The organism is Martelella sp., assembly GCF_984369615.1.
The window spans coordinates 1-14,703 of the sequence record NZ_CFHTCS010000082.1; the positions used below are offsets into that span (position 1 = coordinate 1).

The 14,703-nt window shown below is 61.8% G+C and carries 16 protein-coding genes; 3 read left to right on the forward strand and 13 right to left on the reverse strand.

Going from position 1 to position 14,703, the window contains the following annotated elements; translation table 11 throughout:
• Together AC5DC2_RS08990 and AC5DC2_RS08995 are read left to right on the forward strand one after the other, a co-directional pair.
• Positions 1-230: permease (locus AC5DC2_RS08990; protein ID WP_491698255.1), on the forward strand; the 230-nt coding region annotated here is incomplete at its 5' end.
• 11 nt (positions 231-241) lie between these two features.
• Positions 242-478, forward strand: a complete 237-nt coding sequence (locus AC5DC2_RS08995; RefSeq protein WP_024706327.1) for a thioredoxin family protein — start codon at positions 242-244, stop codon at positions 476-478.
• A gap of 294 nt (positions 479-772) precedes the next feature.
• Here the strand turns inward: AC5DC2_RS08995 and AC5DC2_RS09000 are convergent, their stop codons facing one another.
• Genes AC5DC2_RS09000 through AC5DC2_RS09010 form a run of 3 tightly spaced genes read right to left on the reverse strand, consistent with a single transcriptional unit; the run spans position 773 to position 3,531 of the window.
• On the reverse strand, positions 773-2,020 hold the full coding sequence (locus tag AC5DC2_RS09000; protein ID WP_491698256.1) for a Zn-dependent hydrolase: 1,248 nt from the start codon (positions 2,018-2,020) through the stop codon (positions 773-775).
• The gene (locus AC5DC2_RS09005; protein WP_491698257.1) at positions 2,017-2,673 is read right to left on the reverse strand and encodes a TenA family protein; all 657 of its coding nucleotides are present in this window, start codon (positions 2,671-2,673) and stop codon (positions 2,017-2,019) included. Before AC5DC2_RS09005 ends, AC5DC2_RS09000 begins: the two co-directional genes overlap by 4 nt.
• A 12-nt stretch (positions 2,674-2,685) precedes the next feature.
• A complete protein-coding gene (locus AC5DC2_RS09010) occupies positions 2,686-3,531 on the reverse strand; it encodes a BtpA/SgcQ family protein (protein WP_024706331.1) in 846 nt (281 codons plus the stop codon).
• 23 nt (positions 3,532-3,554) lie between these two features.
• Between AC5DC2_RS09010 and AC5DC2_RS09015 the strand changes: the two genes are divergently transcribed.
• Positions 3,555-4,454, forward strand: a complete 900-nt coding sequence (locus tag AC5DC2_RS09015; RefSeq protein WP_491698258.1) for a PfkB family carbohydrate kinase — start codon at positions 3,555-3,557, stop codon at positions 4,452-4,454.
• A gap of 44 nt (positions 4,455-4,498) precedes the next feature.
• Here the strand turns inward: AC5DC2_RS09015 and AC5DC2_RS09020 are convergent, their stop codons facing one another.
• From AC5DC2_RS09020 to AC5DC2_RS09065, 10 genes are all read right to left on the reverse strand, one after another.
• Positions 4,499-5,269, reverse strand: coding sequence for a glutamine amidotransferase (locus AC5DC2_RS09020; protein ID WP_024706333.1), 771 nt, complete (start codon positions 5,267-5,269; stop codon positions 4,499-4,501).
• Entirely contained in the window at positions 5,266-6,366 is a 1,101-nt protein-coding gene (locus AC5DC2_RS09025; protein WP_491698259.1) for a phosphotriesterase family protein, read from the reverse strand. The genes AC5DC2_RS09020 and AC5DC2_RS09025 overlap by 4 nt, the downstream gene beginning before the upstream one ends.
• Complete coding sequence (locus AC5DC2_RS09030; protein ID WP_024706335.1) at positions 6,366-7,373, reverse strand: ABC transporter permease; 1,008 nt, start codon at positions 7,371-7,373, stop codon at positions 6,366-6,368. The genes AC5DC2_RS09025 and AC5DC2_RS09030 overlap by 1 nt, the downstream gene beginning before the upstream one ends.
• Positions 7,370-8,179, reverse strand: coding sequence for an ATP-binding cassette domain-containing protein (locus tag AC5DC2_RS09035; RefSeq protein ID WP_024706336.1), 810 nt, complete (start codon positions 8,177-8,179; stop codon positions 7,370-7,372). Before AC5DC2_RS09035 ends, AC5DC2_RS09030 begins: the two co-directional genes overlap by 4 nt.
• Complete coding sequence (locus AC5DC2_RS09040; RefSeq protein ID WP_024706337.1) at positions 8,176-9,129, reverse strand: ABC transporter substrate-binding protein; 954 nt, start codon at positions 9,127-9,129, stop codon at positions 8,176-8,178. Before AC5DC2_RS09040 ends, AC5DC2_RS09035 begins: the two co-directional genes overlap by 4 nt.
• 20 nt (positions 9,130-9,149) lie before the next feature.
• Entirely contained in the window at positions 9,150-10,184 is a 1,035-nt protein-coding gene (locus AC5DC2_RS09045; RefSeq protein ID WP_024706338.1) for a LacI family DNA-binding transcriptional regulator, read from the reverse strand.
• Between the two features lie 429 nt (positions 10,185-10,613).
• Positions 10,614-11,729 carry an FAD-dependent oxidoreductase gene (locus AC5DC2_RS09050; RefSeq protein WP_491698260.1) on the reverse strand — a complete coding sequence of 372 codons (1,116 nt, stop codon included), beginning with the start codon at positions 11,727-11,729 and terminating at the stop codon, positions 10,614-10,616.
• Positions 11,722-12,393: an ATP-binding cassette domain-containing protein gene (locus AC5DC2_RS09055; protein WP_491698261.1), complete on the reverse strand. Its 672-nt coding sequence runs from the start codon at positions 12,391-12,393 to the stop codon at positions 11,722-11,724. Before AC5DC2_RS09055 ends, AC5DC2_RS09050 begins: the two co-directional genes overlap by 8 nt.
• Before the next feature lie 2 nt (positions 12,394-12,395).
• Positions 12,396-14,078 (reverse strand): ABC transporter permease, encoded by a 1,683-nt coding sequence (locus AC5DC2_RS09060; RefSeq protein WP_491698263.1) that lies wholly within the window; start codon positions 14,076-14,078, stop codon positions 12,396-12,398.
• A 45-nt stretch (positions 14,079-14,123) separates the two neighbouring features.
• Positions 14,124-14,703: ABC transporter substrate-binding protein (locus AC5DC2_RS09065; RefSeq protein WP_491698262.1), on the reverse strand; the 580-nt coding region annotated here is incomplete at its 5' end.

The window sequence follows — 14,703 nt, forward strand, 5'->3', positions numbered from 1 at the left end:
TGCCGATGTACACCAATGCCGCGGGAGTCATCCCGATCGTCGAAGCCCTTCTGGGCAAGGGCGCCGCCCTTGGCACGACGCTTGCCTTCATGATGTCGGTCATTGCGCTTTCCCTGCCCGAGATGATCATCCTCAAGCAGGTGCTGACCTACCGGCTGATCGCGGTTTTCATTGCGGTCGTTTCCGCCGGCATCCTGGCCACGGGCTTCTTGTTCAACCTCATCCTCTGAAAGGAACGATTATGAAATCAATCAGGATTTATGGCCCCGGCTGCAAACGTTGCGAAACGACGGAGGCCATGGTGAAAGACGCCGCCGAGAAGCTCGGCATTGCCGCTGAAATCGAAAAGGTGAGTGATCCGAGGGCAATAGCGCTGGCGGGCGTGATGTCGACACCGGGCATATCGATTGACGGCAAGCTCGTGCACACGGGAGGACTGCCGGACAAGGCCAAACTCGAAGCCTGGCTGTCTGCATAGTCTGAAGGAACGGGCATATATTCCCGGCAGATTATGCCGACGCGTCGGCGCGGACGCCCCCGGTTTTACCTGAATACCGATTGCATTGGATCTTCGCGATGCCCCCAGTGCGCCGCTGCAATTCCCAATATGGAACCGTCGTCGGGAATACGGTTCGTTCGTCCTTCGTCGTGACGGAAAACCGGAAGGAATGGGAGATCGCGCTCCGCCATTTCTCGGACGTTCCTGCTTCAGATGCCGATGAGGGCAGGCGCAGCCGCGTTTGGCGCCGGTCCGCGTTTCCGTGAAACGGATCTAGCGGAGCAGTTCGAGTACCGACGCCAGGAACATGCGGGCGCCCGCGATACTGTCTTCGGTCTTGACGAATTCGGCTTCGTTATGGCTCAGGCCATCACGGCAGGGGACGAAAATCATCGCCGAGGGGGCATGGCCCGCCATGAACAGCGCGTCGTGAAAGGCCCCCGAGACCATCGAAAGGGTCTTAAAACCGGCCTTTTGCGCCGCGACCTGCAATGCTGCAACCACGTCTTCCGCAAATGTCACCGGCGCCATATCCGCGGTTTTGCGGATGGAGGCGGAGACACTCTCCGTTTCCGCTGCCTCCGCCAGTCGTTCCCGGACATCTGCTTCCAGCCGGTCGAGAACCGTGGCTTCGGGATGACGAAGGTCGATCGTGCAGGACGCCGTCGCGGGAATGGCATTGATGCTGCCGGGCGTCACCGTAATCCGGCCGACCGTGAAGCGGGTCCCGGCGTTTTCCGGCATCACGGTTGCGTAAAGCGCTGCAAGCCCCGCCGTCAATGCCTTCAGAGGATCGCGACGGTATTCCAGTGCGGTGGTGCCGGCATGCGCCGTCTGGCCTTCAAACGTTGCCTCCAGCCAGCGCGTACCCTGCACGCCGGTGACAATGCCGATGGGAATCTTCTCGTTTTCGAGCGATGGGCCCTGCTCGATATGAAGCTCAAGATAGGCGCCGACCGGAAATCCAAGCGCGCGGTGGCCGACGTCGGGCGCAAGCGCCTCAATAGTGGCAAGGCGCTCGTCATCGAAGCGGCTAGCATCATCGACAGCCTGCAGTTCCTGCCATGCGGCCGGGATTTTTCCCTCGACGAAAGCGCGCGATCCCATGCAACCGGGCGAAAAACGGCAGCCTTCTTCGTTCGTCCAAGCCACCACCTCGACCGCCCGGGCCGGTTCGAACGCCGCATCGGCGAGACTTTCCAGCACTTCAAAGGCCGTCAACGTTCCGAGCGCGCCGTCGAAACGGCCGCCAGCCGGCTGACTGTCGAGATGCGACCCGATCAGGAGCGGCGGAAGAGCGCTGTCCTTTCCCTCCATGCGGATGAAAAGATTGGCGATGTCGTCCTGAAAGACAGAGAAGCCACGCGCCCTGGCCAATGCCGTGAGCAAAGCACGGGCTTCGCGGTCGCCCGTCGTCAGCGCTTGACGATTGACGCCTCCGCCCGGCGTCGCACCGATTGCCGCGAAGTCGTCGATGCGGGTCAGAAAGCGGTCGCTGTTGATTTCGGGTTTTCGGCTCATCGGGCGGAACCCTCCGCATAGGCAGCACTGTGGAAATCGATTTCCAGCCGCATCGCCTTGCCGAAGACGCCGCTCAGATGAACGCGCTCGCGTTCACCCAGCGTTTCTCCGGCCGCATCCAGCCGGTCCCGCAGCCATGTGGCTTGTGCCGCAAAGGTTTCATCGTTGTGGAGACTGACCCATTCTGCCAGAAGCGGATCGGACATCTTTTGCCGCTCAGCCTGTTTCGACCACGTCCAGTACATCCATTCGGCCGCGAACATGGCGGCAATGGTGTCGATGAAGCCGCCATCACGGGCGATCGCGAGCATTCCATCGCGGAACCGCGCCACCGCCGGATGGTCCAGATCAAATCCCGCCGGTGTGATCCCGCGCGCCGCGAAAGTCCGCTCGAAATAGGCGATCTGGTGGTTGGCAAGTGCGTCCAGCACACCGATCAGCCACCGCCGGTCAGTCATGGTCTCTGCCTTGGCCGTGGCATAGGCGAAAATCGAGATCGCGGTCTCGACGAAAGCGCCTTCGAAAACGAGATAGCGCTCGAACACGGCGTTCGGAAGGGCATCGGCCTTGATGTCCTCGACAAAGCGGTGGGCGACCATCTCGTCGAAGACGGTCCTGTTCTCCCGCAGCATGAAATCGGAGAGCTTTTCCATGTCCCGTCTTCCTCAATCACGGCCCAGCGCTGGACGCGCAGCATCCATGAATGCCTTCACCCGTTCCGGGTCAACCGGATTCCACCAGACGCCGCTTTCCTTCAGAGAGGAAGCCACGATAACGCCATTGGTGCGGGCGAGGATCTCAACGACATTGTCCTTGCTGACGCCCGAACCGACCATCAGCGGCAGATCGGTTGCCGAGCGTACCTCGTCGATCTCCTCGATGGTCGCCGCATTGCCGGTGCGCTGTCCGGTCGCGATCACGACGTCGGCGTCGAAGAAGGCAAGATCGCGGGTCTGTTCGGGGATGGTTCTGTCGGCGGTAATGGCATGGGCGCCGTGCTTGACGTGGCTGTCGGCGAACACCTTGATGTGCTCGGCGCGCAGCAGCGAACGGTAACGCAGCGCCTCGCCCGCGCGTCCTTCCATGAAGCCTTCATTGGCGACGTAGGCATTGGCCCACTGGTTGACGCGGATGAAGCTGGCGTTGCCCGCAAGCGCGATTGCCAGGGCCGGGATAGGCGCATTGGCAAGCACATTGATGCCCAACGGAACGCCGGTCGCCTGCTTGATCCGGTCGGTCACGACCGACATGAAGGCCGCCGTCTCGTGGCCGATATCCTCGGGTTTGGAAAACGGGATGTCACCGTGGTTTTCGATGACGAGACCATCGAGCCCGCCGCCGATCAGAGCGTCCGCATCGCGCATGCAGGCATCATAGATGCCATCGATCGATTGGCCCCTGTAGCGCGGCGAGCCGGGAAAGGGCGGGCAATGGACCATGCCAAGCAGAGCCTTGTCAGCCTTGAATATTTCCCGTATGGCGCTTGAAGTCCCACTTGATATTTTCTGCATAATTGTCTCCAGGAAGCTAAGAAATGCGTGCGTTTGTGATCGGCAATGCCGCCATTGATGAAACCATTTCAGTCGATGGACTGCCCGAGCCCGGCGTCTCCATTCTGGGGCGGATCGCCAGCCGCGATCTCGGCGGCAAGGGCACGAACCAGGCCGTCGTAATGGCGCGCGGCGGCCTTGCAACAACGCTGGTTTCGGCCACAGGTGGGGATTTCCGCTCCGCAACCATTCGCGAGCAACTCGCCGAAGAGCCTGTGGACGCCCGGCTTGTCTGCCTCGGCGGCGTTTCGACCGACTTCTCGATGGTGCTGACCACGCCGGATGGGGAGAATTCCATCGTGACCACCACAGAGGCTGCCGAAGCCCTGCCGCTTGAGGCGGCCCTCGACGTCCTGGGCGAAGCGGCGCCAGGCGACTTTCTCGTGATGCAGGGCAATCTCGGCGCGAAGACGACCGAGGCGCTGCTCAGGACCGGCCGCGAACGCGGCATGGTGGTGGCCTTCAATCCGTCTCCGCTCAGGCCGTATTTCGAATGCCTATGGCCCTTCATCGACATTGCCTTTCTCAACGAGAGCGAAAGCTTGAACCTGACCGGAAGGACAGGACGAGACGCCGCCGAAGCGCTCCACGCCAAGGGTATCCGCCAGGCTGTTCTGACATCCGGCACCGACGGCGCTATACTGAGCACGGCCGGGGGCGCCGTCATTGATGTCCCCGCCGTCAAGACGAAAGCCATTGACACCACCGGCGCGGGTGACACCTTCATGGGGGCGGCGTTGGCCTCCGCGGCGCTCAGGGGCGGCGCGCTCGATGAACGCGCCATCTCCCATGCCGCCGCCGCTTCTGCGCTGACCGTGGCCCGGCGTGGAACCCGCCGCGCCTTTCCCAGTCGGGACGAACTTGCCGAAATCTTCGCCGGCTGAGGGGAGGAGCCGGCGGTTGGGAAGGCAAATCCGTCCCGGTCGCGTCATCCCTTTTCGGCCAGCCAGCCGAGGATGTTCTTCCAAAGAATGCCGTAGCCTTCCCATTCGCAGAAGGCCGGCGACAGCCAGTGCGGACCGATATCCGAGGTCCAGACCGCACTTCGTCCCTTGCCGGCCTTGCCCGTTACCAGCAGCGGATGTCCGCCCTGGTCTTCCGGCAGGCGGGCGACGATTTCGATATCGTCCCGCTCACGCAGCTCGACCTCGTTCACACCCAGCATGACCGGCCATTCACCGGAAATGCCGGCAAGCATAGGATGATCCGCCATCAGAATATCGGGCGTCGTGCCTTCCGGGATTTCGACGCGGTCGTCCCAAGGCAGGCAGGTGACCGGCAACACGTCCTCGACGGCGGTCCGCCGCCAACGGGCCTTGCCATCGATGCCCTGGAAGGAGAAATAGCCGCCGCACATCAGCAGTCCGCCGCCCTTTTCGACCCAGGCCTTGATCAGCTTCAGCCGATTGGGAACGGTCTTTGACTGCTGCCAGACGGCCGGCGGCAGAAGCAGCGTATTTGCACCGATGTCCGACAGGATGATGATGTCGTAGGCATCGAGCCCTTCCATTTCGAAGGGAAAATGGTCCGCGGCCTCGTGCGCGGGCATATAGGTCAGTTCGAACGCGCTGCCCTTCAGCGCATCAACGAGCGGCGTTGCGCCGAGATGGTAATGGACGCTGCCGAACTGGTCGAACCCCTTGTAGTGCGTTTCGGAGGTGACCCAGCTTTCGCCGACCAGAAGTACTTTCTTTGTCATTTCAATTCCGTCTTGTTTCGTTGTGATGCAAAGTCGGCATCGAACACGGCGCGCGGATTGTCCTTCATCAGTCGTGTCAGGACGTCGTGGTCAAGGCCGTGGCGTGCCAATCGGGGCAGGAAGTGTTTGAGGATGAAGGCATAACCATTCCCGCCGTAATGCGTCAGCATCATTTTCAGGAACACGTCGTGGGAGAGGAGGATGCGGCCTTCATGGCCGGCATCGACAAGCCTGACGATGGCGCGGGCACATTCTTCATCGCTCGGGCATTGCACCTGCTGGTCGGCATAGAAGAAGTCCATGCCGATCATGTCGTACTCCAGAAAAGCGCCGCGCGCGGCAAGCTCGCTCTGATAGGGGAAATCGTCATGCGACGGGTTCATGTGGCAGAGCACGGTATGTCTCAAATCCGCGCCTTCGGCCGCCGCTATATCCAGCACCTCGTGGCCGAGGCGGAACCACCCCGGCAAGTGCACCATCAGCGGCAGGCCGGTGCGCGCCTGCGCCTGGGCAGCGCCGCGAAGCGACTTGCGCTCGGCTTCGGTAAAGTCGCCTGAAACGCCGATCTCACCGATCAGGCCGATCCGGACACCTGTGCCGTCGACGCCCTCGACCGCCTCACCGACGATCTCGTCCGCGATCGCCTCGGCTGACATGCCCGCGAGCTTTTCGGGGTGGGAGTCCTGCAGATAGTAGCCGGCGCCGATCACGATATTGAGCCCGGTCGCATCCGCAATCCGCTGCATGGCTTCCGGATTGCGCCCGATGCCCTGACAGGTCGGCTCTACGAGCGTGCGCCCGCCTGCATCGAAGAACGATTTCAGCTCCGTGATCGCAAGCTTCTCGTCATCAAGCGTGATGTTGTGCCTGTTGACGAAGGGATCCTGACGCAGTTCGCTCAGGATCTCCATGCAGATGAAGCTGTCCGCCAGGTGCTGGCGTTCCGGTGTTTTCGGCGGGTTCCACCAGCATGTGCAGTCGTTCAGCACATGCTCGTGCATCAGCGTCACGCCCAGCGCCGAAGCGTTCACGGGGCCGTTGACGGTCATGACCTTGCCGGAGCCCGTATGGGCCTCGGAAAGCTCGGTTGCAGACATTACTTACCTCCCTTGCTCCGGCCGAAGCGGAAGTTCGCGCCGAATATCCGGGTATTGAGCCAAATCGCCAGCAGAATGATCGCGCCGGTCACAATCTGGGTGAAGAAGGGCGAGATATGCATCAGGATCAGGCCGTTGCCGATGACGGCGATGGTCATCGTGCCGAGCACCGTGCCGAGGATCGTGCCGCGCCCGCCCATGAGCGACGTCCCGCCGAGAACGACGGCGGCGATCGCCTGGAGTTCGAACCCGACGGCCGCATTGGATGAACCGGAGCCGAGGCGAGCCGCCATCAGCAGGCCGGCAAGGCCACAGGCAAGACCGGAAAGAACGTAGACCGACATCAGCACGAATTTCGCAGGCATGCCGACGCGACGGGCCGCTTCCAGATTGGAACCGATGGCGACGACCTGACGGCCATAACGGGTCTTCGAGATGACGATGTAGCCGATGATGGCCACGATAACCGCGATGATCGCCGGAAAGGGAATGCCGAATAGCTCGCCACGGCCGAGAAACAGGAAGCCGCCCACATCGCGGATCGGGATCGAGTACCCTTTGGTGAGATAAAGCGCGAGGCCGCGGAAGATCGAAAGCCCGGCCAATGTGACGATGAAGGCGGGAATGCCCTGATAGGAAACGAACCAGCCCTGGAACAGGCCGATCAGCGCCCCGAGCGCCAGCATTGCCACGATGGCGAGCGGCCACGGCATGCCCGCCGCGATGATCATCGCGACCACGGCGTTGATGACGGCGATCACCGAGCCGACCGAAAGGTCGATGCCGCCGGTAATGATCACGAATGTCATGGCGATGGCGACAATCAGGATCGGAGCGGCCTGCCGGACGACGTTCAGCAGGTTCCCTGCCGTCAGGAACGTGTCGGTGCTCAAGGAGAAGAACACGACGCAGACGGCAAAGAAAAAGGCGATGGAGAGCACCTGGGCGTTCTCGCCGAGAAAATCGAGAAGCGGCGAGCCCTTGGCGCGTTCGGTATAGGCGCTCAATGTTTTTGTCCCCCGACGATAAGTTGGACGAGGTCTTCAAGGCTTGTGTCGCCGATCATGCGTTCGGCAACCTTGGTGCCTTCATACATGACGGCAATGCGATCGCAGACGCGGAAGAGGTCCTGCAAGCGGTGGGTGATCAGAACAACGGAGACGCCCTTGGCCTTGACGCGGTTGATGAGGTGAAGCACGGCTTCCACCTCGGCCACGGCCAGCGCCGACGTCGGCTCGTCCATGATCAGGACTTTCGGCTGGAACGAGGCCGCGCGCGCGATCGCGATCGCCTGACGTTGACCGCCGGAGAGCTTCTCCACCTTCGCGGAAAGGCGGGGGATACGGATTTCCAGCGCCTCGAGCATGCGCTCCGCCTCGGCCGTCATTGTCTTTCGGTCAAGAAACAGCCCGTTGGAGATTTCGCGTCCGAGGAACAGGTTGCCGACGACATCGATATGGTCGCAAAGGCTTAAATCCTGGAACACCATCTCGATGTTGCGGTTTCGGGCATCGGCGGGACCGGTCAGAGCAACCGTTTCACCGGCAACCCTGATGGTGCCGCCGTCCGGAATATAAGTGCCCGAAATGATCTTGGTGAGGGTCGATTTCCCCGCGGCGTTGTCGCCGACGAGGCCAAGGCATTCGCCGGGGTAAAGATCGAGATCAACACCGCGCAGCGCCTGGTGGGAGCCGAAAGTCTTGGTGATGCCGCGCAGGGAAATGGTGGGTTCTTTTGATGGGCCGTCCGGCGAGCGGAGGGGGGTATCCCCTCCGCCGCCTGCAGCGCCAGCGTGCCGGAGATCAGACATCATTTAAAGATAGCGCGGTAAGGTTCTACATTGGTTTCGTCGACGATCGTGACAGGCACCGAGATCGAGGCCTCGACATCATCGCCGTTGGCGATATCGTTGAGCGCCTCCACGGCGGCAGCTCCCATCAGCGACGGATCCTGCTGGATGACAGCGATCAGGAAACCGTCATCAATGGCGTTGATGGCCTGAGCCGTCAGGTCCCAGCCGAAGATCTTGATGTCGTTCTGCTTGCCCTGGCTTTCGACGGCGGCAATCGCGCCCATCAGGGCCGGCTCACCGGTCGCGTAGATCGCCGTCAGATCGGGATTTGCGGTGATCAGGTTCTCGGCGGCCGACAGTGCGGTGTCCTGAACATTCTGACCATCAACGACGCCGACGATTTCAATGCCGTCGACGCCCTCAATTGCGTCCTGGAACCCTTCCTGACGAACGTTCTGAATGTAGGAGTTCAAGGCGCCGACGATGCCGACCTTCGCCTTGCCGCCCATGTCCGCCTGGACGTATTCGAGGAAATAGGCGCCGATGTCCGCGCCGGCCTTTGCATTGTCGACGCCGATCTGGGCCTTCTGCGGCCCATCGGGAAGGATCGCGTCGATGGCCACGACCGGAATGCCGGCCTCATCGGCCTGTTCGACGGCAGGCATGATGCCGTTGACGTCGATCGCGACGACCGCCAGCCCGTCAACGCCTTCCTGGATATAGGTCTCAACGGCATTGTTCTGCATCGCCGGGTCGTTGTTGGCGTTGTAGATCTGCAGGTCGACGCCAAGTTCCTTCGCCTTTTCCTCGGCTCCGCGATTGATGTCGTTGAAGAACAGGGCCTGCTGGTTGATCTGGACAAGTGCAAACGTCTTGTCGGCTGCTTCGGCGGCAGTTGACAGCACGCTGGCGATGACACCGGCGGCAAGAGCCGTCGAAAGGAGTGTTCTCCGCGAAAATCTCGAAGTCATGTGTTCATCCTCTGGTTGGTTTATCTGCGTCGCGTTTTTTCGATCGCCGGCGGCGCGACGGAACTCCGCACGACGATTTCAACGGGCAGCAGTTCTTCCCGCTCAAGGGTTTCGGACTGCTGCCAATCGGTCTGAAGAAGAAGGGAGAGCGCACGCGCGCCAATGGCGCGCACCGGCTGGCGCACCGCCGTCAAAGGCGGTGCAAACAGGTGAAGCGGACCAACGTCATCGAAGCCGACGACAGACACGCGGTCGGGAATGCTTACGCCCTCGGAATAAAGCACCTCGATCATGCCGATGGCGATCTCGTCGGAACTGGCAAAGATGGCGGAGGCCGGAAGCTTCTCGTCGAGAAAGCGCCGCGCCGCATGGCGACCGGCCGCAACCGTGTATTCACCGCAGTAGCGGCGGATCTCCGCCTCCTCGCCGAAACGCTCGCGGAGTCCTTGCTCCAGTCCCGCATGCCGGCGAGCGGTAGAGATCATCTCCTTCGGGCCGCCAACGAAGACGACCTTTTTGTGACCGAATTCGGCCAGATGTTTTCCCGCGAGATAGCCGCCCTGGTGATTGTCGCAGAATAGCTTGGGAACGATGGCACCCGGCACGTCCTCATCGACGATGACGACCTTGCCCGTGCGGTTGATCAGATCAGCAAGCTCGCCGTCATCCGGATGGTTGGTCACGAAGATCAGTCCATCGACATGGTGGTGTTCGATGAGGCCGAGATATTTCATCTCGCGACCCGGCCGGTTGAGCGTTGCATTGAGAGACACGGCGAGGCCAAGCTTGTCCGCTTCCTCCTCGATCGCGGCCACGAGCATGGCAAAGAACGGGTTGGAGATGTCCGGGATGACCAGACCGATCATGTCGGACCGCCCGCGACTCAAGCGCCTTGCATGGGGATTTGGCACATAGCCAAGGTCGCGGATGGCGGTCTCGATGCGGCTACGGGTCTCATCCGGCAGCACCAGCGAGCCGTTCAGGAGACGCGAAATCGTCGCCACGGAAACGCCCGCAGCCATCGCCACATCTTTAAGGCCCGGTGCCTTTGCCATTTTGTTCACCCTCGGAAGACCTTCGTGACCTTCTCATTGAGATTGTAAAGCGATTTACTAAACCGCTTTACAAGAAAAGCGCGACTGCGCTCTTTTGTCAATCTGGTTTTTCTCCTGGCCGCACCCTCATCGAGTTCGGCGCGGCAGAGTCGTTAAATCCGACGGCATCCGCCGCACTGTCGAATTCTCGAAGCTGATCGCGGAAATGTCGCCTATCCCATACACGAGGCAGCGCGATTCCCGTCGGGGCAGCGTTCTGTCAGATGGTCGGCAAGATCGGACAATCGTCGAATGTGCCGAAGCTGATCTTCTCGGCAATGGAATTCGGAATCATCGACCCGCTCTCAGCAAGGCCGCCGGCGCCGATCAAGGCGACACGGTATCAACGTTCCAGCCATCGGGCTTGCTGGTTCGTTTGCAATCGAGAGCTTATGGATCACAGGCATATTTTCTCAGAAATCGCGTATCGTTCCAGTGCTTCCAGGCCTGAACCCCACGCCCCGAAACCGAGAGCCCCCACTTGTCGGCAATGGCGCGTCCGTTGGAAAGCGAGATCAGTGCCAGCCACGCGCGTTGGGGGTGAAAGGGCAGCAAGTCTTCACCTTCCAGGCTGCGACGGATGTTGTCCGCGAGGATCGGGCCCTGACGAACGGCGAAGACGCCGGCCTTGGGCCGCGGGTCGGGCAGCGATGCGACATCGCCGGCTGCGAAGACATTGCCGTGGGAGACGGAACGCAGCGCGGCATCCACACGGATGAACCCGGCCGCATCCAGTTCGAGACCCGTCTTGCGAAGCCAAGCCGGAGCGCCGCTCGACGTGGTCCAGACGGCTTCGTCGACCGGAAGTCGCCTGCCATCGCCGGCGATGAGTTCCCTGTTTTCGAATGCGACGACATCGAAACCGGAATGATGTTCGATGCCAGCCTGTTGCAGTGCCGTTTCCACGAGTTTTCGTGTTCTTTTGCTGCGCTCGGGAACAGGGCGAAGCGCGCGGCCTGCAAGCGTGACCTGCACCCGGCCGCGCGCGAACCTCTCACGAAGAGCGAAGGCCATCTCGACCCCCGCGACGCCCTGGCCGACGATCGCGAGGCGGAACGGTCCCTCGTGTTCTTCGGCCAGGGCGTCCAGCTGGGCCAGGCGCTCGGCAAAACTCGCGATCGGCTTCACCGGGATGCCGCCTGAAATACCTGCCGGAAGCGAAGGCGCGGAACCGATATCGACCGAAAGCAGATCGTAGCCGACAACCTGTCCGTTTGCGAGCGATACGCTCCGGCGCCCGGGGTCGATGCCGGTCGCGGATGTTTCCAGAAATGTCACGTCATTGCGATCACACAGAGCGGCCAGATCGATATGAAAATCCTCGAAGCTGTACCGGCCCGCGATATAGCCGGGCAACATGCCGGAATAGGGCGCATGGCGCGAGGGCGACACGAGCACGATCTTCCGGCCATGACCATGTTCGCCAAGCGCGCGGACAACCTCGACATGCGCATGGCCTCCACCGAGCAGGACAACCGGCTTTTCCGTTTCTCGGGTCTCAGGCATGGGGCTGGCCTCCCGGGCCGATGCGATGGACGACGCCGCCCGCAGCTTTCGCATCAGCCTCGTCATGGGTCACGAGAATGACAGGAAGGTCGGCATCGCGCACCTTGGCAAAGACGAGGCTGCGCATCTGGGCGCGCAATTCCGTGTCGAGCTTGGAAAAGGGCTCGTCCAGCAGCAGCAGCCTCGGGCGCGAGACGAGCACGCGCGCAAGCGCGACCCGGGCCTTCTGCCCGCCGGATAGCGTTGCCGGGTCTCGCTTTTCGAAACCGGCAAGATCCATTTCGGCCAGAATACAGGCTGCGACGTGCCGCCGGGCGCGGCGGTCTTTCACGTCGGCGGGAATCGCGAATGCGATATTGGCGCCGACCGACATGTGCGGAAAGAGGAGTGGATCCTGGAACAGGATGCCGGCCCGTCGCGCTTCCGGCGGCAGGGCGAGCAGATCCAAGCCATCGATCGTGACTTCGCCCGCGGTTTCGAACACCGGATCGAGAAAGCCGCCGATGAAAGAGAGCAACGTCGATTTGCCGGAGCCGGAAGGCCCCATCACGGTCAACACTTCGCCGGATGAAACATGCGCTGACAGATCGATCAGCGTGTCGCTGCCGAGGCGGATCACGATGTTGGAAAGTGAAAGGCCGCTTCGGTTATCGCCGTGCCGCATGGTCAAACCCTCATGTCCCGACGGTTCCGGTGGAGGAGAGCGGGCAGAAACGCGGCCAGTGAAAAAGCGATCAGCGGCAGAAGTGTCTGCAGCAGGGCATAGACGCCGATAACGCGGCGATTGTTGCCGGAAGCGAGCGCGACGGCCTCCGTGGTGATGGTCTGCAGTCGTCCCTCGCCGATGAGCAGCGTTGGCAGGTATTGTCCGACCGAAACGGCAAAGCCGACGGCCGATGCCGTCAGGATCGGCCTGATCAGCATGGGCAACCGTATGGTGAACAGAACGATGAGGCGAGAACGCCCGAGCGCTGCGGCGATGATTTCATAGCGCCGGTCGAGCGCCCGCCAGGGGTCTGCGAGCGAGAGAAACACATAAGGCAGCACGAAGACGAGATGAACCAGGACCAGCGCGGCGTAGCGATGCTGGCTGCCGCTGCCGATGAAGAGGAGTTGCAGGCCGAACACGAAGGTAATCTGCGGCACGATCAGCGGCAGGTACAGAATGAAAAGGCTCCGTTCGCCGCCGGTTCGTCCAGCCTGGTTCTCCCTTTCGAGGCAGCCGACCGTCAGCAGGATGGCGATCAGTGTCGAGAAAAAGCCGGTTACAAGCGTGGTGATCAGCGGATCGATCATGCGCGGCAATGCCCTTATCCAGCTGCGGATGGTAAAGTCACGCGGCAAAAGGTCTGGGAACTGCCACAGCCCGGCCACCGACCAGACCGCGAGCAGTATGAGACCGGCAAAAACGGTAGAGCCGAGAATCCCGATGACCACCGCCGAGAATTGCCGCAGCGCCGCATCCCGCGCAAAGCGGCAACCGCGATCCCGCGAGAGCCGAAGCAATGCGGCGCAACACCGTTCCAGCGCGTACCAGACGACAAGCGCTGCAAGCGTCACCGCCAGTTGAACGACGGCGCCGGCGGACGCCATGAAACGAAAGGTGAGATCCGGGTCGCTCATCCATTGCACGAGACGCGTGGCGAGCGTGCCGGGCAGGTTGGGCCCGAGGATCAGCGCGACGTCCACCACCGATGTGGAATAGGCGATGACGGCATAGACGGCAAAACGGATCTGCCGGTAGAGCGCGGGCCACAGAAGGTAGATGAAGCCGGCGATCCGCCCGTAACCGAAGGAGGCCGCCAGTCTGCGGGCAGGGACGAGATCGATCTGCGGCAAGGCGGCGAGTGTGACGAGAAACAGGAAGGGTGTTTCCTTGAGCACCAATCCGGCGATCATCGCCAGTCCCATGGGATCGTGCGGGATCAGGATATCCGGCGGCCGTGCGATGCCGAGAACGGGTGCCGCGAGCCGGACCAGATAGCCTGACGGGGCGATCAGGAAGGCGAGCCCGAAGGCTGCCGCCGCGTGCGGCACGGCAAGAAGCGGCGAAAGCAGATGCTGAAGACGCGACAGCGTCGGCGTTCCGGCAAACCCTGCGATAAAAAGCAGGGTAGCCGCGAGGGAAAGCGCCGTGGTAACCAATCCGGTCATGAAACTCAGTATCGTCGCATCGATCAGCCCCGGCGCTGCAAACAGGCTGGCGAAGGCATCGAGCCCGAAACTGTGGCCGCCGAGTGCAGGCAGGTAACCGAAGGCGGGGAGCAATGTCCCGAGCAATCCGAAGGTTATGGGCAGCACAAGAAGGGCGAGGGTGCCCGCGACAGCGCTTCCGGCGAGGCGCGCCACCCATCGTCCCGTTTCAGCTTGTGCGCCCTGAATGCCCGACACGGATCAGTTGCCGCTTGCGTAGCGTCTGCGCCACTCGGTCTCGATCCTGTCCATCCAGCTCGCATGGGGCTCGGCGATGACCGGTCCCAGCTGATCTGGCGGAAGGGTCGCCACGCCAAGATCGAGCGATTGGAAGGCAGTGCGATTTTCCTCCGGCAGTTTGTCCATGGCAAGAACGGTGGGATCGCCCCAATAGGCCGGGTCCTGCTTGCGCAATTGCGCTTCCGGAGACAGCAGGAAATTGGCGGTCAGCAGGGCAGCTTCCCGGGCATTGGCATTGTAGGGGATGGTGACGAAATGCGTGTTCCCCAGCGTGCCGCCGGAAAAAGTGAAGGAACGCACGGTATCGGGCAATTCGCCCGCCTCGATGCCGGCCGAGGCTTCTGCCGGGTTGAAGGCGAAGATGATATCCAGTTCGCCGTCAGCCAGCTTCTGCTTCATGTCCGGATAGTTTTGCGGAAAGGCACGACCAGAGCGCCACGCCGCTTCATGCAGCTGGTCGAGATAGGCGAAAAGCGGCTCGACGTCACGTTCGAAGGTTTTCTCATCTACCGGATCGTCGAGCTTCGAGGGATCGTCGATC

What these genes read in the sequence shown, in the direction of transcription:
- AC5DC2_RS09055 (WP_491698261.1), bottom strand. Translation starts at nt 12,393, where the DNA reads ATGCGGCACGGCGATAACCGAAGCGGCCTTTCACTTTCCAACATCGTG.
- AC5DC2_RS09010 (WP_024706331.1), bottom strand. Translation starts at nt 3,531, where the DNA reads ATGCAGAAAATATCAAGTGGGACTTCAAGCGCCATACGGGAAATATTC.
- AC5DC2_RS09000 (WP_491698256.1), bottom strand. Translation starts at nt 2,020, where the DNA reads ATGAGCCGAAAACCCGAAATCAACAGCGACCGCTTTCTGACCCGCATC.
- AC5DC2_RS09025 (WP_491698259.1), bottom strand. Translation starts at nt 6,366, where the DNA reads ATGTCTGCAACCGAGCTTTCCGAGGCCCATACGGGCTCCGGCAAGGTC.
- AC5DC2_RS09015 (WP_491698258.1), top strand. Translation starts at nt 3,555, where the DNA reads ATGCGTGCGTTTGTGATCGGCAATGCCGCCATTGATGAAACCATTTCA.
- AC5DC2_RS09045 (WP_024706338.1), bottom strand. Translation starts at nt 10,184, where the DNA reads ATGGCAAAGGCACCGGGCCTTAAAGATGTGGCGATGGCTGCGGGCGTT.
- AC5DC2_RS09040 (WP_024706337.1), bottom strand. Translation starts at nt 9,129, where the DNA reads ATGACTTCGAGATTTTCGCGGAGAACACTCCTTTCGACGGCTCTTGCC.
- AC5DC2_RS09020 (WP_024706333.1), bottom strand. Translation starts at nt 5,269, where the DNA reads ATGACAAAGAAAGTACTTCTGGTCGGCGAAAGCTGGGTCACCTCCGAA.
- AC5DC2_RS08995 (WP_024706327.1), top strand. Translation starts at nt 242, where the DNA reads ATGAAATCAATCAGGATTTATGGCCCCGGCTGCAAACGTTGCGAAACG.
- AC5DC2_RS09050 (WP_491698260.1), bottom strand. Translation starts at nt 11,729, where the DNA reads ATGCCTGAGACCCGAGAAACGGAAAAGCCGGTTGTCCTGCTCGGTGGA.
- AC5DC2_RS09005 (WP_491698257.1), bottom strand. Translation starts at nt 2,673, where the DNA reads ATGGAAAAGCTCTCCGATTTCATGCTGCGGGAGAACAGGACCGTCTTC.
- AC5DC2_RS09035 (WP_024706336.1), bottom strand. Translation starts at nt 8,179, where the DNA reads ATGATGTCTGATCTCCGGCACGCTGGCGCTGCAGGCGGCGGAGGGGAT.